General features: G+C 52.3%; 23 protein-coding genes. 14 read left to right on the top strand and 9 right to left on the bottom strand.

What is annotated here, in order from left to right; genetic code table 11:
- Positions 1-374: 374 nt before the first annotated feature.
- Positions 375-2,075 (bottom strand): chromosomal replication initiator protein DnaA, encoded by a 1,701-nt coding sequence (gene dnaA / locus DI579_RS06575; protein ID WP_306559154.1) that lies wholly within the window; start codon positions 2,073-2,075, stop codon positions 375-377.
- Between the two features lie 835 nt (positions 2,076-2,910).
- On the opposite strand from dnaA, the gene rpmH reads away from it, so the two are divergent.
- The 10 genes from rpmH (at position 2,911) to DI579_RS06525 (ending at position 10,620) form a co-directional block, all read left to right on the top strand.
- Entirely contained in the window at positions 2,911-3,054 is a 144-nt protein-coding gene (gene rpmH, locus DI579_RS06570; protein ID WP_290599147.1) for a 50S ribosomal protein L34, read from the top strand.
- A 20-nt stretch (positions 3,055-3,074) separates the two neighbouring features.
- On the top strand, positions 3,075-3,512 hold the full coding sequence (gene rnpA, locus DI579_RS06565; protein ID WP_290599104.1) for a ribonuclease P protein component: 438 nt from the start codon (positions 3,075-3,077) through the stop codon (positions 3,510-3,512).
- A gap of 5 nt (positions 3,513-3,517) precedes the next feature.
- Positions 3,518-3,901 carry a membrane protein insertion efficiency factor YidD gene (gene yidD / locus DI579_RS06560; protein WP_290599105.1) on the top strand — a complete coding sequence of 128 codons (384 nt, stop codon included), beginning with the start codon at positions 3,518-3,520 and terminating at the stop codon, positions 3,899-3,901.
- 5 nt (positions 3,902-3,906) lie between these two features.
- Positions 3,907-5,103, top strand: a complete 1,197-nt coding sequence (gene yidC, locus DI579_RS06555) for a membrane protein insertase YidC (RefSeq protein ID WP_303678965.1) — start codon at positions 3,907-3,909, stop codon at positions 5,101-5,103.
- A 99-nt stretch (positions 5,104-5,202) separates the two neighbouring features.
- A complete protein-coding gene (locus tag DI579_RS06550) occupies positions 5,203-5,712 on the top strand; it encodes a R3H domain-containing nucleic acid-binding protein (RefSeq protein ID WP_290599107.1) in 510 nt (169 codons plus the stop codon).
- Between the two features lie 729 nt (positions 5,713-6,441).
- Positions 6,442-7,041: a 16S rRNA (guanine(527)-N(7))-methyltransferase RsmG gene (gene rsmG / locus DI579_RS06545; RefSeq protein ID WP_290599148.1), complete on the top strand. Its 600-nt coding sequence runs from the start codon at positions 6,442-6,444 to the stop codon at positions 7,039-7,041.
- A gap of 547 nt (positions 7,042-7,588) precedes the next feature.
- Complete coding sequence (locus DI579_RS06540; protein WP_290599108.1) at positions 7,589-8,497, top strand: ParA family protein; 909 nt, start codon at positions 7,589-7,591, stop codon at positions 8,495-8,497.
- 104 nt (positions 8,498-8,601) lie between these two features.
- A complete protein-coding gene (locus DI579_RS06535) occupies positions 8,602-9,615 on the top strand; it encodes a ParB/RepB/Spo0J family partition protein (protein WP_290599109.1) in 1,014 nt (337 codons plus the stop codon).
- A gap of 316 nt (positions 9,616-9,931) precedes the next feature.
- Positions 9,932-10,231, top strand: coding sequence for a hypothetical protein (locus tag DI579_RS06530; protein WP_303678964.1), 300 nt, complete (start codon positions 9,932-9,934; stop codon positions 10,229-10,231).
- Positions 10,222-10,620: a hypothetical protein gene (locus tag DI579_RS06525; RefSeq protein WP_290599112.1), complete on the top strand. Its 399-nt coding sequence runs from the start codon at positions 10,222-10,224 to the stop codon at positions 10,618-10,620. Before DI579_RS06530 ends, DI579_RS06525 begins: the two co-directional genes overlap by 10 nt.
- A 90-nt stretch (positions 10,621-10,710) precedes the next feature.
- On the opposite strand, the gene DI579_RS06520 is transcribed toward DI579_RS06525, so the two are convergent.
- The 8 genes from DI579_RS06520 to DI579_RS06490 form a co-directional block, all read right to left on the bottom strand.
- Positions 10,711-11,838 carry an N-acetylmuramoyl-L-alanine amidase gene (locus DI579_RS06520; RefSeq protein WP_303678963.1) on the bottom strand — a complete coding sequence of 376 codons (1,128 nt, stop codon included), beginning with the start codon at positions 11,836-11,838 and terminating at the stop codon, positions 10,711-10,713.
- A 188-nt stretch (positions 11,839-12,026) separates the two neighbouring features.
- On the bottom strand, positions 12,027-12,353 hold the full coding sequence (gene trxA / locus DI579_RS06515; protein ID WP_290599116.1) for a thioredoxin: 327 nt from the start codon (positions 12,351-12,353) through the stop codon (positions 12,027-12,029).
- Positions 12,354-12,519: 166 nt separating this feature from the next.
- Positions 12,520-13,494: a thioredoxin-disulfide reductase gene (trxB, locus tag DI579_RS06510; RefSeq protein ID WP_290599117.1), complete on the bottom strand. Its 975-nt coding sequence runs from the start codon at positions 13,492-13,494 to the stop codon at positions 12,520-12,522.
- A gap of 90 nt (positions 13,495-13,584) precedes the next feature.
- Positions 13,585-13,767, bottom strand: a complete 183-nt coding sequence (locus DI579_RS07215) for a hypothetical protein (protein ID WP_369680260.1) — start codon at positions 13,765-13,767, stop codon at positions 13,585-13,587.
- Entirely contained in the window at positions 13,722-14,198 is a 477-nt protein-coding gene (locus DI579_RS06505; protein WP_290599118.1) for an RNA polymerase sigma factor, read from the bottom strand. Before DI579_RS06505 ends, DI579_RS07215 begins: the two co-directional genes overlap by 46 nt.
- A gap of 161 nt (positions 14,199-14,359) precedes the next feature.
- Positions 14,360-16,774 (bottom strand): murein biosynthesis integral membrane protein MurJ, encoded by a 2,415-nt coding sequence (locus tag DI579_RS06500; protein ID WP_303678962.1) that lies wholly within the window; start codon positions 16,772-16,774, stop codon positions 14,360-14,362.
- Entirely contained in the window at positions 16,767-19,277 is a 2,511-nt protein-coding gene (locus tag DI579_RS06495) for a DUF6049 family protein (RefSeq protein WP_303678961.1), read from the bottom strand. The genes DI579_RS06500 and DI579_RS06495 overlap by 8 nt, the downstream gene beginning before the upstream one ends.
- A 101-nt stretch (positions 19,278-19,378) precedes the next feature.
- On the bottom strand, positions 19,379-20,503 hold the full coding sequence (locus DI579_RS06490; RefSeq protein WP_303678960.1) for an NUDIX hydrolase: 1,125 nt from the start codon (positions 20,501-20,503) through the stop codon (positions 19,379-19,381).
- A 232-nt stretch (positions 20,504-20,735) separates the two neighbouring features.
- Between DI579_RS06490 and DI579_RS06485 the strand changes: the two genes are divergently transcribed.
- The 4 genes from DI579_RS06485 to DI579_RS06470 all read left to right on the top strand — a co-directional run bounded on the left by DI579_RS06485 (position 20,736) and on the right by DI579_RS06470 (position 26,709).
- Complete coding sequence (locus tag DI579_RS06485) at positions 20,736-22,205, top strand: CCA tRNA nucleotidyltransferase (RefSeq protein WP_290599149.1); 1,470 nt, start codon at positions 20,736-20,738, stop codon at positions 22,203-22,205.
- Between the two features lie 6 nt (positions 22,206-22,211).
- Positions 22,212-22,859: a YqgE/AlgH family protein gene (locus tag DI579_RS06480; RefSeq protein ID WP_290599123.1), complete on the top strand. Its 648-nt coding sequence runs from the start codon at positions 22,212-22,214 to the stop codon at positions 22,857-22,859.
- Between the two features lie 194 nt (positions 22,860-23,053).
- Complete coding sequence (locus DI579_RS06475; protein WP_290599124.1) at positions 23,054-23,977, top strand: site-specific integrase; 924 nt, start codon at positions 23,054-23,056, stop codon at positions 23,975-23,977.
- A 116-nt stretch (positions 23,978-24,093) separates the two neighbouring features.
- On the top strand, positions 24,094-26,709 hold the full coding sequence (locus tag DI579_RS06470; protein WP_369680259.1) for a type I restriction-modification system subunit M: 2,616 nt from the start codon (positions 24,094-24,096) through the stop codon (positions 26,707-26,709).
- The last annotated feature ends 145 nt before the right edge of the window (positions 26,710-26,854 follow it).

Raw genomic sequence — 26,854 nt, 5'->3', positions numbered from 1 at the left:
ATTGTTAATGAAATGTGGATAACTTTGTCCTCCTGTGGATAATTCGGAGAAGTATTCACATGTATCGGCAACTTATCCACGTTTCACCCCCAGATTTGTGGATAGTTATCCACAGGTGTCACCTGCTTATTGGGGACAAATATTTGTGCAGTTCACCCCATATTTTTGTCGAAAAAAATTTATAGAAACTTTACTTAGTGAGAATAAAAATCGTGGTAACAGAGAAATTTGTTGCCTTTTTTGCCGAAAATCCACCGAAATAGCCAGGCCTGTGAATAACTATCAGGCTAAGTAACAAGCTAACTGGTACGTCATAGCAGCTCATAATAGACAGAGCAGTCCATAAAATGAAGTAGGTAACGAGAATACCGTTATTAGTGTTCTAGCTCAGCTCGCTTTTTAATCTCCGAGGTAAGCTGCTGCACCTGGGTAAAAAGATCCCTATCGTCTTTAATCTGCTTAGAGATTTTACGTTCCGCATACATCACTGTTGTATGGTCACGCCCACCAAACGTGGCACCTATCTTAGGGAGGGACATTTCTGTTAACTCGCGACACAAGTACATGGCAATCTGCCGAGCAGTTGCTAGTGGGCGAGTCTTAGATGGCCCACACAATTCCTCCACACTGGTGGAGTAGGCTTCCGCGAGAACAGTCATAATAGTTGCGGCGGTAACCTCAACCTGTTTATCTGCGGGAACAAGGTCACGAAGAACTATTTGAGCCAGTTCGGGCGTTAAATCCTGCTTATTAAGTGAGGCGAATGCCGTCACACGAATAAGAGCGCCTTCTAGCTCACGAATGTTCCTATCGATACGCGAGGCGATAAGTTCAAGAACCTCACTAGGCACTTGAAGATTCTCGACCTGGGCTTTCTTCCGCAAAATAGCGGTACGAGTCTCCAGGTCGGGGGCTTGAATATCGGTAATAAGACCCCACTCGAAGCGTGTCCGCAGGCGGTCTTCCAGTGTAGAAAGTGATGCGGGGGGACGGTCGGAGCTAATAACAATCTGTTTATTGGAATTGTGTAGCGCCTCAAATGTGTAGAAGAACTCCTCCTGGATACCTTCCTTACCTTCAAGGAATTGAATATCGTCAACGAGGAGCAAATCGCAATCGCGGTAACGCTTTTTAAACTTCTCCTTGCGGTCATCACGCAGCGAGTTAATGAAATCGTTCGTGAATTCCTCGGTGGAGACGTAATGCACCTTCAACTGTGGGAATAGTTGGCGCGTGTAATGGCCAATAGCGTGAAGAAGATGTGTTTTCCCTAAACCTGAACCGCCCCAAATGAAAAGCGGGTTATAGGCGTGGGCGGGTTGCTCTGAAATTGCCCACGCGGCCGCGGTGGCGAAACGGTTGGAATCCCCCACAACATAATTGTCAAAAGTGTAGCGCGGGTTCAATGTTGGGGCCGGAACAGCCTGGGGGCTAACACTTGCGGTGGGTGACGGAGGCTTTTGCGTCTCCTCATACTGCCCGCCACTACTCTGCCTATCATCACTCTGTGCGTCACCATTGGACTGTGTGCCAGTAGTGGAAGCAGCCGTGGAGTGTGTATCGGAAGTAGTAGACACAGGTGCAGCAGCAGAACCATCAGTGGTAGCTGCATTTTCTGAATAGTCTAAATCTGGGTGATAGGTGGGAAGATCCTCGGGGAAATCTTCAGGAAGATCGCGATCTCGCGAGATCACAGGTGGGCGTGGCCACGGGCCAGATAGGGGATCTGCGTCAAGAGCTTTTCGAAGGAACGAATGCGAGTCCTCATGCTCATACGAATCTTCTGGGTTTTTGTCGATAACTTTGATAGCCAGTGTTACTTCTTCACCCAGTAATTCTTCCAAAGCAGCCGTGATGGGATTGTGAAGAGTGCGTTCAATGGCTTCTTTCGCAAAAGTATTAGGTGCTGATAGCAGGGCGAAACCATTGGTGTACTGGATGGGTTCAATAAGTCTCAGCCACGCGCGTTGCTGTGGGGAGAGACTGGGGGTGGGGGAGTAAGGGTTAGCGGACGCAGTTTCTAGTTCTTCAAGAACTTTTCCCCAAATATGGTGGAGGTCTGGGGTTTGCGTCACCATATCCTCCACATTCACACTATCGATCGCGGTTAAGTTACTAGATTGGGCTATCCAGTTAAGTTACTCAGTTGGGTTACCCAGCTGAATTACCAGGCAACGTTAATTTATATCGCTTTGGCGAACCTGCGATTACCAGAAGGCTATCAGGGTACGACAAAGTTATCCACATGCGTTATCCACAGTGTAGATAGTCCTCTGGCAAGGATCGTATGCGCGAAACGACCATTTACAGACGGCCTCGCGGTAGCGTTCCTTTCGCAGGGACACGAATTGAAACCTTAGCTATCTCCTCTAGGCAAAAGCAATATATTTGGTCCACTAATTACACATTTCAGAAAACCTGCAGGTCTCCCCTCGGCAAAGTTTTCTGTTTTTCCAGAATTTTGCGGAAAAAACGAATTACACGCTTGTAAGCTGGGCATTTAGAAAACGTAAGTCTCAACCATGGCTTGAGAGATCGTTGAGGGATCGACACAGAAGCGGCACAGAATCGACGGACAATCATTTTTTGTCGCTTTCCCCTCTCGATCTTTACCCATTATTCCGCTAGGCTTAATCCTTTTTGATTTGTCCCACGTGAACCTAGTAGTCTTGTAAAGTCATTCCGCATACGCGCGTAGTGTCTCCACGCATGTTGTGTAATCACACTGTGAGTTACATGGTGAGATAGATATGAGATAGATAGTGGGACAGTACGCGGCCACCTTTTGTACTCCACGTTTTACGGTTACGTCCGTAACAGTGTGGATGAAGTACCAGCCGGAAACGTTAGGCGGAATCTTTAGCTGAAACCCGCACTGAATAGTGCATGACTATTAGAGGAGTGGTGACCGTGGCCAAGGGCAAGCGGACCTTCCAACCGAACAACCGTCGTCGCGCTCGTGTACATGGCTTCCGTGCCCGCATGCGTACTCGCGCTGGACGTAACGTTATTTCCAGCCGTCGCGCTAAGGGTCGCGCTTCCCTGTCCGCTTAAGTTTAAGCGACGCGGCATACATGCTTTCACAGGAGAATCGTCTCCATCGGAGCTCAGACTTTCGTCGAGTAGTTCGCACAGGAGTGAAAGTGACCTGCGGTCACGTAGTGGTGTACGCCGCACGACAGGACAACGATAAGGAACTAGCGGCATCCGTCACCGGTTCCCATCCTCATAGTGCTACGTCGGAAAACCCTCCACGTGTTGGATTAATCGTCAGTAAAGCCGTCGGGAATGCAGTTGCACGACATCAACTGTCCCGACGGCTCCGGCATACCTGCCGAGAATTACTCCCGACTATACCCAACAACGTAGACATCGTTATTCGGGCTCTTCCCGGATCCCAATTTGTGCCCTCCGCCTGCCTAGAAAAATGGTTAACGGAAGCCTTCCGACGTCTCGCTACAAAACCAGCCCTGCGTGCACCCCAACCACCTGAGCCACCAGCAAAAGGCTAAAACGTATGTGTGACGACCACTCACCGAATTCTGCGAGCCGACCTGGGGCAATCCACAGCGACTACGAGTTTCGTCACCGCTCCTGGAAAAACCCTCGTGATTGGGCAAGCCTTCTCCTTATTGAAGCAGTGTATTTTTACCGCACCGCTATTAGCCCACTGAAGCCCGTCCCCACCTGCCGATTCCAGCCCACATGCTCCGCATACGCACTGGAAGCACTCCAAGTTCACGGATTTTTCCGCGGACTTTGGCTATCAACAATCCGAATTCTTAAATGTGCGCCCTGGCACCCCGGCGGATACGATCCCGTCCCACCACCCCGCCACCACAACACACCCCGCCACGGTGCATCACACACCACAACACACACCCCAACTGAGGAGAATTAGCCGTAGTGTTGAACTTTATCTACTATCCAATCTCCTGGATTTTGTGGGTTTGGCATAAAGCCTTCGCATGGCTACTGGGAGTATGCAACCTTCCCGTCGACACTAACCCCAACGCGTCCGGCGCAGCCTGGGCACTGGCCATCATCTTCCTAACGGTAACAGTTCGCCTTATCCTCCTTTACCCCATGGTGAAGCAGGTACGAACAAGCCAGAAGATGTCCGAACTGCAGCCACAAATTAAGGCCATCCAAAAAAAGTACGCCAACGACCGGCAGCGAATGTCCCTGGAAATGTCCAAGCTGCAAAAAGAAAACGGCGTCAATATGGCCATGGGCTGCCTCCCCATGCTCATTCAGATCCCCGTCTTCATTGGCCTGTTCCACGTGCTCCGCGTGTTCAACAAGATGGGGAAGTCCTCCGGAGGCCTCGGCTACACCGTCGCCCAAACGCGTAACTCCGGTAACTACTACTTCAAACCCGATGAAGTACGATCCTTCCTGGACGCCCGCCTTTTCGGCGCCCCCCTCTCCGGCTACATTTCCCAGCCGAAGGAACAATACGCAGCGTTCTATCCGGTAGGAACCTACCACCCGCAGGATGAGCACAGTCTCTTCGTCGCCATTTTGTGCGTCACTATTCCCATGCTGCTTATTTCTGCTGTGGCCACGCACATGAACGCCCGTATGTCGATCAACCGGCAGACCTCCGCTGCCGCCGCCAACCCACAGGCTAACGTCATGAACAAGATGATGCTGTGGTTCTTCCCCATCATGATTCTGGGCACCGGCGTTATGTGGCACGTAGGCCTCCTTACCTACATGCTGACCAACAATATATGGACAGGCTGCCAGCAATACTTCCTCTTTAAGAAGATGGATGAGGAAAAGCGTGAGGCGAAAGAAAAGCTCGATGCTGCCCGCGCCGCAAACGCCCCACGCCCCGGTGTAAAACCCAAGCGGGATAAGCACGGTAAAGCTGTTGTTGTAACGCAGTCCGATGACGAGGACACCAACAGTACTGCCAAGGCTACTAACAGTGCTGCAGACGGTGCGGCTAGTGGTGCCGCGGATGCTAACAATGCCGCGAGTAGTGCCGCTGACGGTAGCGGTAAAGCGCTAAGTGCGGCGGAGCGACGCAGGAATGCACAACGCGCCCGGCAGCAAGCCAAAAACCGCAAAGGCAAGAAAAAGAAGAAGCGGTAACCAAAAACCGTAACCCTAAAGACCCCCAACCCATACACATACACTCAGCACACACTAAATACACTCAGTGGAACGCTGGATGACTCAAAAGGACAACACATGAGTAAGCAACAGAAGCTCATTGATGAAGGTGAGATTGCTGCCGACTACTTGGAGCAGTTCCTCGACATTATCGACTTTGATGGCGATATTGACCTTGATGTAGAAGGCGACCGCGCCTCCGTTAGCATTGACGGCGGCGACAGCCTCGATATGCTTGTCGGCCGCGATGGGCAAGTACTTGAAGCAATTCAGACGCTTACTCGCCTAGCCGTACAGGAAGTATCCGGCGAACGTTCCCGCCTTATGCTCGACATTGCGCGCTGGCGTGCCAACCGTCGCGATACCCTCCGCGGGCTAGCTCAAGAAGGAGCACGGCGTGTTGAAGAAACTGGGGCACCGGTTGAGCTAGAGCCAATGAGCCCCTTCGAACGCAAAGTTGTCCATGACGCCATTGCTGAGATTGATGGGGTTGTTACCGAGTCCACTGGTGAAGGCAAGAACCGCCACGTCGTTCTTCTTCCTGACGATGACTACACGGACAACGACGCAGAAGAGAACGACAACTAAATATTTCGCATGAAAGCATTTCGTGTGAAGTGCTTGTGAAGTGCTTGTATAAAAACACTTCACGTAATACTGCTAGGTAGCTACTACATAGCATTTAGGGTGAGCCGGGTATATTGCTCGGCTCACCTTTTATTTATGCGGTTTATTTATGCAGTTTATTATACGGTGCAGTTTTTATGTTCTGTGCCGTTTGTCTTTTGTGTTGTGTCTTCTGTGGTGTGAGCCCATGTGTCCTCTGTTTTATCCTTTTGCCTTTTGTGTTTTCTTCGGAGATAAGGGTAGGGAACAGGGTAGGGAACAAGGAGGCAATGGGGTAGGGGAGTTTATTGACGGGGTGGGTGGGGTGTTCATTAATGGTGCCATACAGATGGGGTACGGAGCTCGCTGACTATGGAATAAGAGAAAAGTTATCCACAGTGTGAATAACATCTGTGTAATTCTATTTCCGCAGGTTAAAGTATTTTGTTCCACGTGAAACGTATATATTTGCCGGTTTTCTAGCTCAATAGAGACAAATATGAGGAAATGAAACATTTATTATTTTTCTGTGGATAACTTTCCCCGATACTGACATTTTCATTGTTTCAGCACACTATGGCAGGTACGGTGAAATAGGTTGAGAAGTGTCCGCAAAAGTGATTCTTCTTTTCGCACTTCTCTCACACGTCGTTGTGCTAATTCTTCTTTTCAGGAGTTTGAGTGACATCATCATCACCCGTTGTTTCAGATATGTTTGGCAGCAGATCCCCTCTAGCTGAGGAATATGCGAAGCTACTATGTACGGACGGTATTGAGCGCGGCCTTATCGGTCCACGTGAAGCTGATCGTATTTGGAATAGGCATATTCTTAACTCAGCATTGTTGTGCGATATTCTGCTGGAAAATTCAACGGTTGCAGATATTGGCTCCGGGGCAGGATTACCCGGCATCCCTGTTGCTATTGCTCGGCCGGACCTAGAGGTGTTCCTTATTGAACCTCTTCTGCGTCGTGTTACCTTCCTTAATGAGGCAGTAGAAAAATTGGGCCTTGAGAATGTCACTGTTATTCGCGGACGTGCTGAAGAAAAGACTGTCCAACAAAAAGTGGGCAAGGTTGATTTCATAACGTCTCGTGCAGTTGCACCGTTGGCTAAACTGGCGAAGTGGTCAGCCCCGTTTGCCGATAAAGGTTCTTATCTTGTGGCGTTGAAAGGTTCTAGTGCTGCAGAAGAGATTGAACGCGATGCCAATGCTGTTGGCATAGCGGGATGGCGAAATGAAGAAGTTGTGCAGCTTCACCGCGATGGGGGAGTTGACGATACATACGTCATTAGAGCTATCCATATTTAATACTGTGTATAAGGCGAGCACCTATGCTCGGTAAATTACGGACAAGCATTCTGCGGTACTCTATAGTTCTGTTGAGACTGGTCTATCGAGAATGATCTACTGCGAGTAGCTATTATTAATAGAAACTGTCTCTAGCTCTATCGTCCTCTTCCGTCTTTACTGTTGTTTTAAAGACTACTTTTAGAAGTTGGCGTTGGTGCTTTTTGAGCTAACACTAGGCAGTAGGAGTGAATCACTTTGACGCTTCGTGTTATGTGAGCAATTGTTTCCCGTGAAACATAACAAGATTAAATGCACACCAGCAGATGCGCTATGGTGCCATCACACTATAGAGTGACTTATGTATCGCTGACACTTTTAATGGTTTTATCGACATCTAGTTTTCTAGAGTATGTCGCTACAGATAAGTTTCACGTGAAACAGCGATAACAAGAAAAGCGGTAGTACGAGGATATATGAGATGCCGCCGATGTTTCTAAGTTGCGCTAAGCATGAGAGAATATAAGCAAACAGTTTCACGTGAAACAAGCTGAGGATTATTGCAAAAATGAGTAGTTATTTCGATACTCCAATTGCGGAAGCAGCTGAACGAGCATCGCGAATTATTCACCGTACGGGTCTTGAAGAACTACCAAAGCCGCCCTCGCGACGAATGTTTTCCGTGGCTAACCAAAAAGGTGGCGTTGGTAAAACCACTACAGCTGTTAATCTTGCCGCGGCTCTGGCTCTATACGGGATGCATGTCCTTGTTGTTGATCTCGATCCGCAGGGGAACGCTTCAACCGCCCTTGGCGCTGAACACCGCTCTGGTACCCCATCTAGCTACGAACTCCTTTTAGGTGAATGCACTCTTGAAGAATGCATACAAAAATCAACCGCTGGGGAAGGGGTCTTTGTTGTACCCGCAACAATTGATCTTGCGGGATCAGAGATTGAATTAGTGAGCATGGTAGCACGTGAAAAGCGGCTAAAAGATGCACTCGATGATTCCTACCTTGACGAGCTCGGTATAGATTTTGTCTTCATTGACTGTCCGCCATCGCTGGGACTTCTCACCATTAACGCCATGGTTGCCGCAGATGAAATTTTGCTACCTATCCAGTGCGAATACTATGCGCTGGAAGGTGTGGGGCAGCTTCTTAACAACATCAACCTCATTCAGATGCACCTCAATAAGAATCTGCATCTATCGACAATTCTGCTCACGATGTTTGACGGACGAACGAAACTAGCTGACCAGGTTGCAAACGAGGTACGTAATCACTTCGGAGATATTGTTCTTGAAACAATCATTCCTAGGTCTGTAAAAGTCTCCGAAGCTCCTGGCTTCGGACAAACTGTTATTCAATTCGATCCGGGTTCTACAGGTGCGAAAACATACTTAGAAGCAGCACGAGAAATAATTCTTCGTAGCACTAAGAAAGACCAAGGCAGCCAAGCTAGTGAAGCTAATTAGGATAATCAGAATAACCGCGATAGTTAGCAAAGCTAGAGCATAAAGCTAGAGCGCAAAAGTAGTACAGAAGAGAGCAGTACAGAAGAAAGTAGTGTGGACTGATAATGGGTAATAAACGCAATGGGGGACTAGGGCGAGGATTAGCAGCACTTATTCCTACCGATGATCGCCCCAGTACTCCTCATTTGGGAGACGCAGCCGCGGATATTATTTTGGGTTCGGGATCCCAGAAGAAGAACGGTAAAAAGTCCTCCAATAAGAGCCGTACCGCTGCCGCCACCGCAGCTAAGAAAGCAAAAAATCGTCCGGTGGGAGCCGTATATCGCGATATACCTATTGACTCTATACGGCCCAATGAAAAGCAGCCGCGTACCGTCTTTGACGAGGACGCACTTAATGAGCTCGTTCACTCCATTAAAGAATTTGGTCTACTGCAGCCCATTGTTGTCAGGGAAATAGCGCCAAAAACCTACGAAATTATTATGGGTGAACGCCGCTGGCGTGCCTCACAACGAGCTGGATTAGAGACGATCCCTGCTATTGTGCGTCAAACTGATGACGCGGATATGCTACGTGATGCTCTCCTGGAAAATATTCACCGCGTCCAGCTCAATCCCCTTGAAGAAGCAGCTGCCTACCAGCAGTTACTTGACGAGTTTAACGTGACACATGAGCAGCTAGCAGACAAGCTAGGCAGGTCACGACCCGTCATTACCAATATGATCCGTCTTCTTAAACTCCCCGTACCAGTACAGCGGAGAGTAGCAGCTGGTGTCCTCTCTGCCGGGCACGCACGTGCCCTCCTTGGGGTAAAAACTGGAAGTGCTGACCAGGAAGAACTAGCCGCGCGGATCATAGCGGAAGGGCTCTCCGTACGACAGACGGAAGAAGCCGTCACCTTACTTAACAACGGTGGGAAAAAAACACAGAAGAAACCCGCTCCTAAGGCAGAAATTCCCGCCACTGTGCAGGCCGGTGCAACGCGGCTTTCCGACGCACTCGATACAACAGTGAAAGTTTCAATGGGGCGTAAGAAGGGACGTATCGTCATTGATTTTGGTGACGCTGATGATGCCCAACGCATTATTGATCTACTCACAAGCCGCGACAGTCACTAATCGCGCCGGTATAAATCACACGGTATAAATCGCACGTTATCATCGCCTGGTATAAGAATGCGGATATAAAACCGAAAACGTGATTGTAGATGCGACCGTGGATGGGACTGTGGCTGCGACTGTGTCTGTGACTGTGGATGGGATCGGGATTCATATTCCGCAGGGCAGGGATGAGTTCTAAAATAGTTGCGGATAGTGAAAATATGGCGATATTTGGTTGCATGTAGTCATGTGTAATCAGTCCATGTAGTTTCGTCACTGTGACGAATGGTAAAAGTTAGGACAAAATAGGCCAACGGGCCAAAAGGAGAGAAAAGTGGATGATTTACATATCGTGCCGCTAGAACTCTCCATGGTAGAAGAACTCCCGCACCATTCCCGCGTCTACGCCTTCTGGGAAACAGATCGCGAACCCGGCCACTGTGAACGCGGCTATGATGACTCCTTCGAAAAAGAAGCATGGCTATCCGCTGTGCTCCTTGAATGGGGAGTCTGTGGGCAAGTCCTTGTTGCCGATGAACGTGCCGTCGGAACCGTCCTCTACGCGCCCCCAACTACATTCCCCGCCACAAATTGCTCCCCAGCGGACCCGTCAACCCCGATGCTATGCTCCTAAGCCATGTCTACATTGTTGACAACTACCGCTCCGTTATGAATTACGTGAAACTTATCAATGCGGCAGTGGCGGATCTCCAAGACAGGGGAGTGCGAGCCGTGGAAGCCTTCGGCAGACTGGGCAATGCGGGATCCTATGCGCAGGATGCAGACCCCACATCCGCATTAGACCATATCTGTATCCCCACTCAAGATGTTTTGTCCGCCTGCGGTTTTAAAGAAATTGTGCCGCATCCACGGGTATCGCGTTGGCGCATGGATATCAACAAGCGCAATCTATGGAAGAAGTCTGTAAAAGCGGCACTTGACCAGCGCTATGTTGACCGAATGATCGAGCTTATTACCTACGGGGCGCCGTCATCCCCACTAGCAGGCAGTTTTAGTGAATAATCGGCTGGGCAGGCGCAAGTAAGGTTAGCAAGGCAGGCGCAGTAAGAAGGCTTAGCTCGCAGGTTTAACGAGCAGCCGCAGCGAGCAGCTTTAATGGGCAGAGTTGCGCTCGACTTCAAGTAGTTCGGCGAATGTAAAAGCGCCGGTGGAGAGGGTGTCCTCGTTCATCAGGTAGAGGCGTTTTACCGCCACAACAATGCCCTCAGCAATAGCATCGCGGCCGTCAGCAGACATAAGAAGTTGACGGTTATGCGGGTTGGTGATGTAGCCAAGTGAGGCGCAGATAGAAGGCATGCGGGTTAGCCGTAGGACGTCCCATGTGCGGCCATGGGAGCGGCAATCTGTTAAACCGGTGCGGGCCACCACTTCGCGCTGCACGAATTGGGCTAGTAGCTTACCCATTGCGCTCACCTTGCCGCGGCTATTGCGGAAGAAGAAGGTGGCCATGCCGTTAGCCAGATCGTTTGGGTAGACGTCGCACTCCATGGTGATCATCAAGTCCCCATCAACCTGGTTCGCCATCTGGGCGGCATTGTCGGAGGAAATATCGCCCCCACGCGGGTGGGTAAGGAATGTTTCCACACCCAATGCCATCATGCGGCCTTCAATGCGGTTCGCAATGTCCCACACTAGTTCATCGTGTAGTTCGGCGATAGTGTCGGGGAGGACATGCCCATAGTGGGTGGACCCATTGTAAACATGCGGGTTGAGGACAATGCGCTTGCCATACAGGTTAGGGCCAGAAGAGCGCACAATTTCCTGCTCAATGATGTTAGAGGGGGAGCCTCCCGTAATACGCCGGCCGAGCCTACTGAGTGACTGCAATGTGGCCGGGCCGCAGATGCCATCTGCGCTAAGGCCAAATTCGCGCTGATAGTTAATGAGGGCAACGTGCGTATTGGGGCCGAAAACGCCGTCAATGCGGCATGTGTAGAAGCCTAGCTCTTGGAGGGAATCTTGTAGGGTGGCAACGTCGTCACCAAACATGAGGTTGCCGGGGAGGAAGTTCAGTACGCGGCAGCCCAGTTTGTGGCTGGCTTCGGAGAGTGCGCGGCGGGTGATGGCGCCTATTTGTCCATCGACAACTAGCCCACGCTGCTGCTGGAAGGCGCAGATGGCGGTGGTGAGGTCATCGTCTGGGTTCACAACAAAACCGAGCTCTGTGAGCTGTTGACGCACTTCCTCAACGATGGAGGAGTGTGTACGGGGGTCTGTCATGAAGGTCTCCTTGGACACCTGAACTAGCGTAAAGAATAATCGCGGGGGAAGCTCGACAAGAGAGCTCAGTACGATTTTAAAAGATTCTGGTAGATAGCACACAACATAGCGGCACGAGTTATAGGGTCGTGCCGCTATGTCTAAAGTTTATCGCTTTCTTTACCGGGAAGAAACAAAGAATCTGCAGGTTAGAGTACGTCCTTGAGGGCTGCCATGATAGCGGCCTTGGGGCGGGCGCCGGTGAGTGTCTTCACAACCTTGCCATTTTTGAAAACAAGCATGGTGGGGATGGACATAATGCTAAACATTTGGGCAAGAGTCTGCTGCTCGTCCACATTCACCTTGGCGACAACAAGCGTGTCTTTATTCTCGTCGGCAATCTGGTCGATGACGGGGCCTACCGCCTGGCAGGGGCCGCACCAAGAAGCCCAAAAGTCTACGAGCACAGGTAATTCGGATTCTGCTACAACAGAGCGGAAATTGGCGGTGGTAACAGTAATGGTGTTAGCGGACATGAGTTTCTCCTTATGATGACCGTTAGCGAAAAACTTTACGTAATCTGTATTCAAAACCTTGCAGGACAAGCTTTCTAAGCGGTGATGCCTTCTACGTTGGGCGAGTCCTTTAGTGTTTCCGTGTCTTTATTTTCCTAGTGTTCTCTCTTGACCAGTATCTACATATTTACATAGATGCATGGTTAATAAGCCAGGATTGGGCGTCAAGTGCCGCCACACACCCACTTCCCGCAGCGGTGATGGCCTGCTGATAGTGGCTATCAACAAGATCACCACAGGCGAACACACCATCAATACTAGTGTGAGACGTGCGACCCTCAACCTTCACATAGCCTTTTGCATCCACCGCGATCTGGTCGCGCACAAGCTGGGATTGTGGCTCGTGCCCAATAGCCACAAAAAGACCATCAACAGGAAGATCGCTGAGCTCACCAGTAGCAGTGTTCTTAATACGAAGATTATTAAGGGTGGTATCGCCCTGCACCTCCGCAATGACGGAATTCATAAGGAGGTGAATCTTCGGGTTAGCCTCAGCGCGTTCAACCATGATGGGGCTAGCGCGGAATTCATCGCGGCGGTGAATAAGGGTGACGGATTGGGCGAAGCGGGTAAGGTACGTAGCCTCCTCCATGGCGGAGTCACCGCCGCCAACCACAGCAATGTCCTTGTCTTTGAAGAAGAACCCGTCGCAGGTGGCGCAGGCGCTGACACCGCGGGCTTTGAAGTCCTCCTCGCCGGGAACGTTCAAGTAGCGGGGAGTGGAGCCCATCGCCAGAATAATCGTCTTGGCGCTATAGGTAACGCCAAGGGATTCAACAGTTTTCACATCCCCAATGAGGTTGATCTTGTCAACCTCCTCCATGCGGAGGTCAGCGCCGAAATGCTCCGCTTGGGCGCGCATTTCCTCCATAAGTTTGGGGCCTTCAATGCCCTCATGGAAGCCAGGGAAGTTTTCAATGACGGTGGTGTTCATCAGTAGACCGCCTGCTGCAAAACCTTCAAAGACAAGAGGTTTTAGCTCTGCGCGAGCTGCATAAATAGCGGCAGTATAGCCAGCTGGACCAGAGCCTACGATAATGACGTCTGCGGTGGTGTCGGGAGTGTTCTCAGCCACGATTATCCTTCTGTGAGCGGCGGGCATTCATTACTGCATTATGGCAGCCTACCCGTACTATTTTAGTAGAACGACTATACCGCCGCATATATTCCCACAAGCACTAGGCGCTAAGCACTAGGCACTTTTCGCCAACGTGACAGTGGCAGTGTCTATCCCATCTGCTCTTCCCTCGATTTCGTCCGATACGTCCTCGGCTACCTCCTGCGCAGCCGTGATAATAAGGTGTGCTTTTGCCCGGTTACGGCGGCTTTTTATAGTACCCAATGGGGCGTTGACCAGCTCGGCGGTTTCCTGCAGGGAGAATCCGGCAACGTCAACAAGGAAGATAGCTTCCCGCTGCTCTGGGGGAGCTGCTTCAGCATTTGCTCCATGCTGTAGTTATAGCCGCCGCAGAGGGGCCAATCGTTACTGCCTGAGGCGGGTTTATCGAAGTCTTCACTCAACTCAGAAGTGGTGTGACGGTATTGTTTCCGCTGGTGGTCAATGGCGGCATTGGTAACAACACGGGCAACCCACTGTACAAGGTTAGAGCCGCGCCGGGGGAGTTTACGGGAGAGCAGATTAACACAGGCGTCTTGGAGGGCGTCTTCGGCGTCATGGGGGTTACCGCAGATACGCCGGGCGATGCTTCGATACAGACCAGTGTGTGCGTCGAAGGTATCGAAAAGATCGCGGTGGGTAACAAATATGTCGTTTGGCAGGTAGCGCTCATCGACAGAGCTGGGCATGGTGTTGTCCTGTAGAGGTACGCAGTGCGGTGGAGAGTCCGTACTGAGCAGTGGGCACCCTGTTGCGAACCACTGTAAAAAACTCCCCATGCCCATGGGAGAGCTACATGAGTGGAAGAAGGCTTTTTCGCGCCCTTTTTACCCGTGTTTCTGCAGGTAAACTAGTTTCTTAACTGTTTAGAAAAATAGTCGTGAATATTTTTTAGATCGTCACCAATCTTGGTGCGTATGCCGGAATCTGGCTGGTCAGAATTGTGTGAACCGGACCCATGCCCGGATCCATGACCAGACCCGTGTCCAGACCCACGCGGACCACCGTGTGAACCAGACCCGTACCCAGCACGACCAGACCCATGCGAATGCGTGCTGGAATCATTCTGCTGAGAACGACGCCCAGAGTGGCGAGAAGTGGAATCAGGTGCCGCCGGATTATCATGCGGGGCCCCGGAGGTAGTGGGGGACTCTTCCGTACTGGGCTTTGTGGACGGCTTTGTGGACGTATCCGTCACAGATGAATGCTTGCGCGGGGAAGGAGTTTTCGTGGTGCTAGAGGAAACATCATTGCGGTGGTGTAGATCCTCAACATGGTCCAGAGGAGTACGGAGAGCTGCGAAAAGGCCCGCCCCAATAGCCGTTGCCAGAATAATACTGACAATAGAGCAGAGGAAGAAACGCCAGCCGGAGGGATGACGGAGATGCTGCGGACGATGCTGCGGCTGGTGTTGTGTGGCGTCAGTATACGTGGCGTCGTCAACGCTAGTTTCACGGGCGGTAGCAGCGTCCACACTCTCACGCTGCACTGTATGCTGCGCTGTGCGCTGTGCATTGCTCTGCGCTGTGTTTTGTACGTTGGTGTTCTGCGCTGTGCGCTGTGCGGCGCGGCCGGCGAAGTAGCGTCCGCAGGCGCCGGGCAGACGAGATAATGCCCCCTCCACTGTGGCCATTTCGGGCAGTGAACTACGGGAGAGGATGGCAATGGTGATGGTGACAAGGAGCAGCCCGGCGATGAGGACGCGGATAATCATGCCGGCGGAGCCCAGCTGGGTGGAGAGGTTGCGGATGAAGGGGATGTGGTCCACTCCGAAGGCAATACTCACTGCCACTATGGAGGCACCCAATACCCAGAGGCAGGTGCGGAGTACATCACGGGTTTGCAGTGTGCCAATGCTACTGCGCAGGAGGTAGGCACCAATAGTGGCGCCGGCAATGAAGGAGCAGCCGTTGGCGACACCAAGCAGTACCACCACAGATTCGGAGCTGGGTGCCATGTGGATAGCCAGGAACGAAAGAATAATCTTCGTGGCGGTGATGGCGATAATGATGAAGGTGGGTGTCCAGGCTTCTTCCCGCGCATAGAATACCCGCAGGTGCAGCAGCACGATACTGTAGGGGATTAGGGTGAAGGCGGAGAGGGAGACGGTGAGGCCGATGGCGGTGGCGGCGGAGGTGGAGAAGTGCCCGTAGGCGTAGAGGGCCACACCGATCTCGGGGCCGAACACCAGCATGAAGACCACGATGGGGAGAATGCCGATCATGGTGAGTTTGGTGGCGACGGTAAGGTCCCGCACCACGCCCGCAGTGTTATTGTCGGCGGCGTTGCGGGAGAGTCGCGGCATGATGGCGGTGAGCAGCGTCACCCCAATAATGCCGTAGGGCATTTGGAGCAGTAGCCACGCCTGCGAGTAAACGCCGGGGGCGGCATTGTCGGCCACGGAGGCGATGCGGTTGGTGATGAAGTAGCCTGCCTGGCTGATAGCCACGTAGACAACGATGGCCACACCCATGCCGGCGAATTGCTTGATGCGGCTATCAATACCCCATTCGGGGCGGAGGTCAATGCCGATCTTGCGCAGGGGCGATATAAGCACCAGGGCTTGCACCACTACGCCAATGGTGGCGCCTAAGCCTAGGAGCAGCATGTGCCCATTGGTGAGGGATCCGTTATCGTCGGCTGCGAGCCCGCCGGGAATCACCCAGTAGAGGGTGACGAAGACAAGGACGACTATGTTATTCCACACGGGCGCCCAGGCCCCCGGTTTGAACACACCCTTCGTGTTGAGGATGGCCATCAGCAGGGCGGAAACACCGTAGAAGAAGATCTGCGGAAGTACCAGGTAGGCGAAGTTGGTGGCCTGGTAGACGTTCACTTTGCCGTCTGGGTCCAGGCTCAAGCGGGTGAGCAGCGGCGCGGCAGCCACACAGATAACCGTCACCACCAGCAGCAGCACACTGGAAACGGTGATAAGGCGGCGAATGAAGGAGGCGCCGTGGTCGGGGTCCTCTTTTTCGGCGCGTACTAGGACGGGAACAACCAGGCTGGTGAGGACAGCACCCAGCACAATCTCGGTGACGAGGTTGGGGAGCTGATTAGCGGAGTTGAAGGAGGAGAAGACGGCGGCGCCGAGGCTGGCGCCCAGAAGGGTGGATTTAATGAAGCCGGTGATGCGGCTGAGGAGTGTGGCGATGGCCATGGTGCCGGTGGAGCGGAGGACGTCACTGTCGCTGTCTTCGCTGGCTACGCCGGTGGCTTCAAGTTCTTGGGCGCGTCGTATAGCGCGGTCGGTTTCTTTACTCATGGGTGCTTCCTTGTCCGTTGCCTCGGCGGATAAGTGGGAGCACACGCTTCACAATAAGAACAGCCAGAATAACCACTGCGGCGGTCAGGAGGAATCCGAGGAGCGGCGTGAGGTGGCTAACGCGGACCGTCATATCCACAGTAGTGCCAAGTTCTTGCTGGTCAGCGCTTAAAAGCTGCACTCGTACAGGAACCGATTTACCAGAGTGGAGGTGGACGGGAATGTTAATGTTCAGGGACGACTGGGCGGGGATAGTGACGCGCAGTGGCTTCGTGAGATCCTTCGTAGTGTTAGCGGGTTTGTCCCCATCGGTAAGGCGTTCACGTGTATGGACGGTGACGGTAACGTCCGCGGGTAGCTCATTGCGCGCTACCAGCACTAGTCCGGAGTCGGTGGAGGCCAGTGTGTAGATACTGCCCGGTTTAATGAGGGTGACGGAGCTGCGGATAGCGTGGGCGGCTAGGGTAATGCTGCGTGCGTAGGCCTTGGGGTAGGCGAGGTCATCGGGGGTTCTGAGGGTAATGCCGCTGGTGTTGGCGGAGTCGCTATCGCCGTGGCGGCGTGTTTTTGTATCCGATTGGTGATTGTGGGAGGGGGGAATGTTGCCCACAAGCGTGGGGGCAAGACCCAGGGTGCGGGTGGTGGCGGCGCGGTAGATGTTATAGCGGGTGCGTTTGTAGAAGTTATTGTCGTTTTTGTCCGTAAAGAGGTTGCGGTAGTGGTGGATGTGGGAAATGGCCTGGGTGATGGCACTCATGCTGCTCTCTGTGAGGGGGCTGCTTGTGGTGAAGGTGCCGTGAATGGGTTTTGTGTGTGCTTGTGCTAATGCGTCTGTGAGGGATTGGGCAGTAATGAGATTGTGCTGCGCAAGGTAGCGGAGAGTGCTGGTGAAGGTGGCAAGATCATCACCGGTAACGCTCCATTGTTGTGGGGGAGCAATGAGGAGGGGAGTGCCAGCATATGTGTTGTGGGCGGGTTTTTCGCGGCGGAGAGCGGCGCTGGTTTTCCACAAGAGGGTAGCGGTGGCGTCTTGCATGCGGGCGGTGGCACTATCCGCGGTAAGAACATAGCGGCTGTCACTGGGACTATACGGAGTATTAACAGGGTTCTGTCCAGTGGCGGCAAGAGCGGTGGAAAGAGTGCTGTCGTAGGGAGTAACAGTGTAACGAGCGTGGTCGTAGCGCAATAGTTGCCCAAAGCCCTTATCTGTGTGGGTCGTGAGGGCAGTGGAGGACAGGAGAAGCTCCGAGTGGTCGAGAGCGGGAATATCGTAGGGAGTAAGTGTTCCCGTATTCGGCCAAATAACGTGGCTAGTTAAGTGTTTATGCAGGAAATAGGCGGTAACTCGGCGGCTATCCTCCATTAACTGGTGGGGCTTATCGGGAAGAAGATGGGTAGTGGTCGCCAAGCTGGCGCCACTCCACGGCAGCGCAATAACGCAATTATTGGCGGTGAGGGAACGAAGATCCTCAATCCACGATTGAGCGTCTTTAGTATGCTTGCCGCGGTGCATTCCATCATGCCAATTATTGGGAGTATTGAGAACACGATAGGGGCGCGTCATACGGTCCACAGTGCGCAGTAAATCTGGGTCAATCGCGAAGCACACAGAATGGTTTAACGCATGGTCTTTCAGCAATGATCCCGCCGCATCAAGCAGAGCACGGAGACGGCCATGCTCACCCAGAGAAATCCCCAAATTCTCATTGCGAAGCACAGCAATAGAACTGAAGCTATAGTAGCTGGCCTCCTGCGGCGTAAGAGCAAGCGGCCACAAGATAGTGGTGGGCCGGGACGCCACCGTAGCGGGATCCTGCCTATCGCTACCGGGGAGAGAAAGAACAGGAAGGAGCACGCGGGCATCATGCAGGCGTGCACTGTCAGAATTACTGACCCGCCCATTCACATTCACCAGCAGCGGATAAACACCGGGGGCATTGATGTTCAGCGTGTCGCCGTCACCACCATGGATACGGGCAGTGAGGGTAAACGAGGTACTGTCTCCCGGGTTCAGGGTGGTGGCAAGATGGTGGAAAGGCAGCGTTGTGGGATAGTTAATCTGATCCTCAGTAAGCGTGTGCCGCAACGCATTACCATAAGGAGCATAGTCTCCCCGCTGGAGCCGCACGTCAATATCACTAATGGGCAGCTTGCCAACATTTGTGAGAGTGCCACTAACCGTCACAGAATTCTTCGACTGGCCATCAATACGGTCAGGTGTTATCCGGGTGAGGGAAATATGTAAAGCATCCGGGGTAGGGTCCGGGACATCGCTAAGACCCACTAGATCAGAATCCTCCACCGAGGACGATGCAGCAGCAGCAAGCCCGGCACCAGTAACTCCAGCGGCGCTATCCACCTCGGCGGCAGCAATTGCGGCATTATCCATCCCAGCAGTGATATCGGTGCTGGCTGCGATGCCGGTACCCATTCTGGTGGCGGCGACGAAAGTACACATGGCGACAGCAAGGCTGCTTAAACGGCGGCGCAGCGATGTCGTCATAGTCCCTCCTATCGTGGTCGCCTACAGAACTGAGACGGATAACACTCCGCCTCTAAATTACTCGACAACGGGCCTGTTAAGAACTAGGAGCCGAGTTACCATTACGGCCACGACTCTTTCTGCGACTGGTCTTTTCGCGGCTGGTCTTTCCGTGATTGTGTTCTCTGCGTTTGGCCTTTTTGCGGCTGGTTTCTTCGGTCTTTTTGTGGCTGGCTTTTTTGTTGCTGGTCTTTGTGACCCTTGTATGGTTGCCCTGCTTGTTTTTGTTCCGCTTGTTTTTGCCCTGCTTGTGATCGATTTTTGGGGTTGCGGTTCTGGTTCTGGTTCTGGTCGCGGTTCTTGCGCTCTTTCCCAGACGTGTTTTTCTCAGACGTGTCCTTACCCACAGTCACTACTGTGCCGCCAGTGCCGTATTCATGACGAATCCAGGCAGACACAGTACCAATAGCGCGTCGGGCGAGTTTCCTCTCATCAGCGTAGCTGAGAACCCGCGGCAGATCCTTCAAAGGCACCCACTTGACCTCGGTAATCTCCGCGTCAGCATTAGAAAGTTCCCCACCGGTAAACCGCAACAAATAATGGTGAACAGTCTTATGGATCCGCTTGCCATCGGAGAGGAACCAATAGTCAATAGTGCCCAAACGTTTAATAATCTCCCCCTCAATGCCGGTTTCCTCGCGAACCTCGCGAATAGCCGTCATGGGGACAGTCTCATAATCCTCAATATGCCCCTTGGGAAGAGACCAGAGGAGGCGCCCACGGCGATCCGTGCGGCCAATAAGCGCCACCTTCACCGTGGACAAATACACCCTATTTGTGCGGGGATTATAAGCACGCCGCATATTACGGAGTACTAAACCACCAGCCGACGTTTCCGGATAATACCGGCCGTGGCTCCGCTTCACCTGGCTTTTTGTGAGAGAACGGGTGACGGGGCGGCGACCCTTATTCTGGGCGGCACTGCGGGTATAGCGTTTAGGGGCCTTCCCGGCAACACCATGGGGATCCAACACAATAGCCCCATTGCGGGGAGTTTTCGTGGGGCGTGCAGGGCGTGGGGCAAGAGGGGAAACAGTCGGCTGCGGGGTTACCAGCGTACTAGTGTGCACGACAACAGGAGCCGGGGTGCGCTCCGCTGCGGGAGTTGGTGCACCGGCAGGGCGGGAACTACGCCGACGCCCGGGCCGGCAATTCCCGCCGGTTGGGGTCTTGCGTTTACTGTCCACGATTATTCAATTCTACTTGTCTGCAGTAGCAAGGGCTAAGTTCCTGGCCGAATAGCTGACGATGTTAGTAAACTTGCAGTCGATGACGCATCCCACGAACCCACAGAAAACCCCAAAAACCCCGAAAGCCCAGCAAACCCAGCAGCAGGCCGGGCAAGGTCTAGCCGGGCAGGATAAACCAGCTGACAATGCCGATCGAGCTGGGCAGCCCGACCAGGAGCGCATTCTGCGCATGATGGCCACCGCCCAAGTCCAACTGCGCAGCCTGGCCCCTACCCTCATCCCACTAGCCGCCGCCTTCGAAGACGCCGGCCACGACCTCTACCTAGTGGGCGGATCTGTGCGGGATGCACTTTTGGGCGAGCTGGGCATGGACCTGGATTTCACCACCGATGCCCGCCCTGATGCCGTCACCAACATTCTGAACACGTGCACAGATAACGTGTGGGACACGGGAATTGACTACGGCACAGTATCCGCCAGCCGCAACGGGTGGCAGATTGAAATCACCACATTCCGCGCCGACCAATACGATGGTGTCTCCCGCAACCCCATCGTCCAATTCGGTGACACCCTAGAAGGGGACCTAGTCCGCCGCGACTTCACCGTCAACGCCATGGCGGTACGCCTCCACGGGGATGGCACACAAGACTTTTGCGACCCACTAGGCGGTATCAACGACCTAGAAATGGGTGTGCTGGACACGCCCCAAACACCCTCCGTCAGTTTCCACGACGACCCACTGCGCATGATCCGCGCCTGCCGCTTCGTCTCCAAACTAGGCTTCACCCTGGCCCCCCGCGTCACCGCCGCCATCACCGAAATGTCAGGGGAGATCACCCGCATCACCGCCGAACGAATCCAGGCGGAACTCGACAAACTCATGCTGGGCGCCTACCCGTGGGACGGCATCGACCTCCTCTGCCAAACCGGCCTAGCCGACCACATTTTCCCCGAAATCCCGGCGATGGCCATGCCACCCGACCCGAAACTTCCCCACAAGGACGTCTACACGCACAGCCTGACCGTGCTGAAACAAGCCTGCGACCTGGAACCCGGTGACCCCGACCTAGTCCTCCGCTGGGCGGCGCTCCTCCACGACATCGGCAAAGTCCCCACCCGCGCCCCCAAACCAGGCGGCGGCGTCACCTTCTATCAGCACGAGATCGTCGGCGCCCGCATGGTGCGGAAACGCCTCCGCGCCCTCAAATACTCCCGGCAGATGATCAACGACATCAGCCAACTGGTATACCTACACCTCCGCATCCACGGATACGGTGACGGCGAATGGACCGACTCCGCCGTACGTCGCTACGTCACCGACGCCGGGCCGCTCCTCGACCGCCTCAACCTGCTGGTGCGCGCCGACTGCACCACCGCCCGCGAATGGAAACGCAAACAACAACAAGCCCTGGTCGATAACCTCGAAGCACGTATTGCTGAGCTGCGAGAAAAAGAAGACCTGGAAGCTATCCGCCCCGACCTGGACGGCAATGAAATAATGCAGATCCTAGGACTGAACCCCGGCCCGGAAGTGGGGAAAGCCTGGGCATACCTCAAAAACCTACGCATTGAGCAGGGCCCCATGGAGCATGATGAAGCCGTTGCCGCCCTGCAAAACTGGTGGGCAGGGCACGCAGGAAGTACAGAACGCGCTGGAAGTGTAGAGCGCACGGGAAGTGCAGAGCGGCAGGAAGAATGATCGAGTATGAGTGACTTTCGCACAAACCCCTACGGGAACCTCAGCGAATTCGGCGCCTTCGGCGACCGCATCTTCCTCGCCATGGACCAGAATGAACTCTACAAAGGCTGCCTCCTGGTATCCGCCCCAGACATCCGCGACGAAATGTTCTCCCGCTGCATCGTCTACCTCTTCGAATACGACCAGACACAAGGAGCCTTCGGCGTCATCCTCAACGAACAATCCGAAGTATCCGTCCACGACGTCCTCCCCGCCTTCGCCCCCTACTGCTCCACACCCGCCAGCCTCTTCATCGGCGGCCCAGTAGAACAAGAACGCGTCACCGGCCTACTCCGCCTAAAACCACACTGCCCCATAGACCTATCCATACTGCGCCCCGTCTACGGGCGAACATTCCTTATGGACCCCACCCCCAACGCCGTCCAACGCATGCAGGACATTTCCGAATCCTACCGCCTCTATATGGGCTACTGCGCCTGGCAGCCAGGACAACTAGAAGACGAAATCCGCCGCGGAGACTGGTACGTCTGCGACGCCCACGACAACGACTTCGGCACCGACCACCACACCGACCTCTACGCCCAAATAGTGCGCCGCCAACCCTGGCCCCTCAACCTCTACGCCAGTCGCCCCGTCGACCCACGACTGAACTAGTGGGAGGGTGCTAGTTAGGGAGGGCTAGCCGTTACTGCCGGGGATGGCTAGCTAGACAGCGGAATTAGCAGGGTAGCACTTAAACAGTGCGACCGTATGGTGGGTTGTGCCATGGCTACAGGAGTGCTTCGAGGGGCTTATATAAAGAGGGGGAAGAATATCGCCGGTGTGCACCTCTTTGAGAGGTGATTTTTATGACTCAACAATTTACGAATGAACTATTCTGCGACTACTACGAGCGCTGGATAGAGGTTTACAAGCAGGATGCTGTTAGAAGCGTCACGATGGGGAAGTATCGCATGACCCATAAGTGGCTGGTTCGGCTAGTGCCCACTTTGCAGTTGAAGGATATTGACAGGATCGCTTATCAGCGGTTGTTGAATGCGTATGCGGCTGAGCATGAGCGGCAGACAGTGATGGATTTTCATCACCAGGTGAAGGGGGCAATTCTAGATGCGGTTGATGATGGTTTAATTCCACGTGACCCTACCCGCAAGGCAGTTATTAAAGGTAAGACTCCTCGTGTGAAGAAGGAGAAGTATCTTAACCAGTTTCAGCTGCAGACTCTTCTGGCATCGTTGCATCTTGAGAATGAGGTTAATTGGGATTACTTCATTTTGTTGGTGGCAAAAACAGGTATGCGTTTTTCGGAGGCTCTTGCGTTAACTCCGGAAGATTTCGATTTTAAACACCAGTTGGTGTCAGTATCGAAGACGTGGGATTACAAGAACGGTACTGGGTTTTTGCCAACGAAGAATCATTCGTCGGTGCGGAAGATTCCGTTGGATTGGCAGACGATTATTCAGTTTTCGGAGTTAACGAAGAATCTTCCGAAGTCTGAACCTATTTTTGTGAATGGTGCTGTTTACAATTCCACAATTAATGGGATTCTTAAGCGCTATTGTGGGCGTTTGGGTATTCCTGTTGTGTCTATTCATGGGCTTCGCCATACGCATGCGTCGCTTTTGTTGTTTGCGGGGGTGTCTATTGCGTCTGTAGCAAGGCGGCTGGGACATTCGTCGATTAATACAACGCAGAAGACGTATGTGCATATTGTGCAGGAGCTTGAGAATCAAGATGTTGATCTTGTGATGCGTCTTCTTTCAAGTTTGACCTAAATACTGAAACTGGTGCGTACTGGTGGTGTTCTTTCGGGAAGTTTCAGGCAGGATCATTCTTTTTGTTACACGGTACAGGTAGAATTCTTGCGACTATGTGGCGTTAAGCCACTGCAGTGAATCATGCTCGGAAGTTGGGTGTAATTGTGAATAAGCAACAGTTGGCTGCAAAAATTTGGGAATCGGCTAACAGGATGCGTTCGAGGGTGGAAGCCAACGAATACAAGGATTACATTCTTGGCTTTATTTTTTACAAGTTCCTTTCTGAGACTGAGCTTCGATTCGTTCTCCAAGAGGGCATGGATGAGGATTCTTTACCCGATGAACTTGTTGAGGATGATGGGGAAGTAGTGGGGTACCTGCAGTCAAATGTGGGGTACTTTATCGCCTATAAACATCTTTTTTCGACGTGGATTAGTGCGGGGTCAGATTTTAATATTTCTGATGTCCGAGACGCATTGTCTGCTTTTGAACGTCTGATTCATCCCCGCTATAAGAAGGTTTTTGACGGTATTTTCGATACCTTACAGACGGGTCTTTCTAAACTTGGCGATAATGCTTCGGCGCAGACAAAAGCCGTCCGGGATTTAATTTATCTTATTGACGATATCCCCATGGATGGGAAGCAGGACTATGACGTTCTTGGCTTCATCTATGAGTATCTCATCTCTAAATTTGCTGCTAACGCTGGTAAAAAAGCGGGCGAGTTCTATACCCCGCATGAGGTTTCCCTGTTGATGAGTCTCATTATTGCTGACCATTTGCAGGACAGAACAGAGATCCGTATCTATGACCCAACAAGTGGTTCGGGATCATTGTTGCTGAATATTGGTGAGGCCTTGGCCCGCCATATTGATGATCCGGATCGGATTAAGTACTACGCGCAGGAGTTGAAGCAGAATACCTATAACCTCACACGGATGAATCTGGTGATGAGAGGTATTAAACCGGACAATATTGTGACCCGTAACGCGGATACGTTGGAGGATGATTGGCCCTATTTTGAGGATAATGACCCAGAAAATACTTACGAGCCACTGTATTTAGATGCGGTGGTGTCTAATCCGCCTTACTCGCAGAAATGGGATCCAACGGGGAAAGAGTCCGATCCCCGCTATGCGCGGTTTGGTTTAGCCCCGAAGAGTAAAGCTGACTATGCATTCCTTCTGCATGATTTTTACCACCTGAAGCCGGATGGCATTATGACTATTGTTCTTCCTCACGGGGTGCTTTTCCGTGGTGGTGAGGAAGGTACGATTCGTCGGAATCTTATCGAGAATAACCATATTGATGCGATTATTGGCTTGCCCCCCAATATTTTCTTCGGGACGGGTATTCCGACCATCATTATGGTGCTGAAGCAGAAGCGAGATTCTACGGATACACTCATTGTTGATGCGTCGAAGGGATTCGTGAAGAGCGGGAAGAATAATATGCTTCGCGCTGGCGATATTCGCCGCATCGTTGATGTAGTTGCGGCTCGTGCAGATGTTGAGAAGTATTCACGACTGGTAAGCCGTGATGAGATTCGAGAAAACGACTACAACCTTAATATTCCCCGCTATGTTGATTCTTCAGAGGACCCAGAAACGTGGGATATTTACGCCTCCATGTTTGGGGGAATTCCCGCGAATGAAATCGATGCGTTATCCCCATACTGGGAGGCTTTCCCAGGTCTACGCGGAGAACTGTTTGATGTGCAGCCCAATGGTTATGCACAGTGTAAGGACGACCCTGCTGCCATTGTGAATGGTCATGCTTCGGTACTGGAGTTTGAAGAGAACTATCGGCGGGCTTTTGATGGTTTCGGTGATTTCCTCCACGAACATTTAGTTTCACGTTGTGAAACTGTAAAGGTATCGAGGGAAGAAAACCTCCTCACCCAAGACATTTTTACACGCCTAGACGGCATTCCACTGGTAGACCGATACGCCGCATTCCAAATGCTGCATGAGCAATGGACAACAGTTTCCCTCGACCTAGAAATGATTCAGCGGGAAGGATTCGACACTATCCGGGCTATCGACCCTCACATGGTAGTGAAGAAGAAAAATGGTAAGGACCAGGAAGTTCAAGAAGGCTGGGAAGGGCGCATTATCCCCTTCGATATTGTGCAAAAAACTCTTATGCCAGAACAGGTTAAAGCTGTAGCAGAATTAGAAGAGCGCCTGGAACAGGCCCAGTTTGAGCTAACAGATTTGGTGGACTCACTCAGTGAAGAAGACAAGATGGAATTAAGTGACGTCCTCAATGATGACAATGACGCATTCCTTGCCACACCACTAAACCGTGAAGTAAAAATTCTTCGAAAAACATCCAAAGATGAAGACTGGGAGGAAGGCACCCCCGAATTCATCATGATCCGGGCGAAGAATCTACGTGATGAGAGTAGCCACCTCAAAAAAGACATCAAGAAGAAGAAAGCCGATATTGAGGATCTAACAAGAAAGACAATTGAAATCCTTTCAAAAGATGACATCAATCGACTTCTTGACACTAAATGGATTGAACCATTACTGAAGAAACTATCCTCCATACCCTCAACAATTATTTCAACATTGAAAGACGCAGTAGCCGCCCTCAATGCTAAATATGAGGTGACATTCGCAGATCTGGATGGGGAAATCCGTAAAACAGAGCACGAACTAGCCGGCATGCTGGATTCACTCACCGGCTCCGATACGGACCTTGCCGCACTCGCCGAATTCAAAACCCTTCTAGCAGGTGAATAACATGCCCCAACAAGCACTAACACCAGCAATCAGATTCAAAGGCTTCACTGACGCTTGGGAACAGCGAACTACCGATTCCTTAGTTTCAAAAAGCTATGGGGGCGGAACTCCATCTACTGAAAATAATGATTTTTGGCAGGGATCA

Origin of the sequence: Lawsonella clevelandensis, assembly GCF_003241315.1 — a bacterium.
Taxonomy (GTDB): Bacteria; Actinomycetota; Actinomycetes; order Mycobacteriales; family Mycobacteriaceae; genus Lawsonella; species Lawsonella clevelandensis_A.
This window is presented reverse-complemented; position numbering and strand designations above follow the sequence as displayed.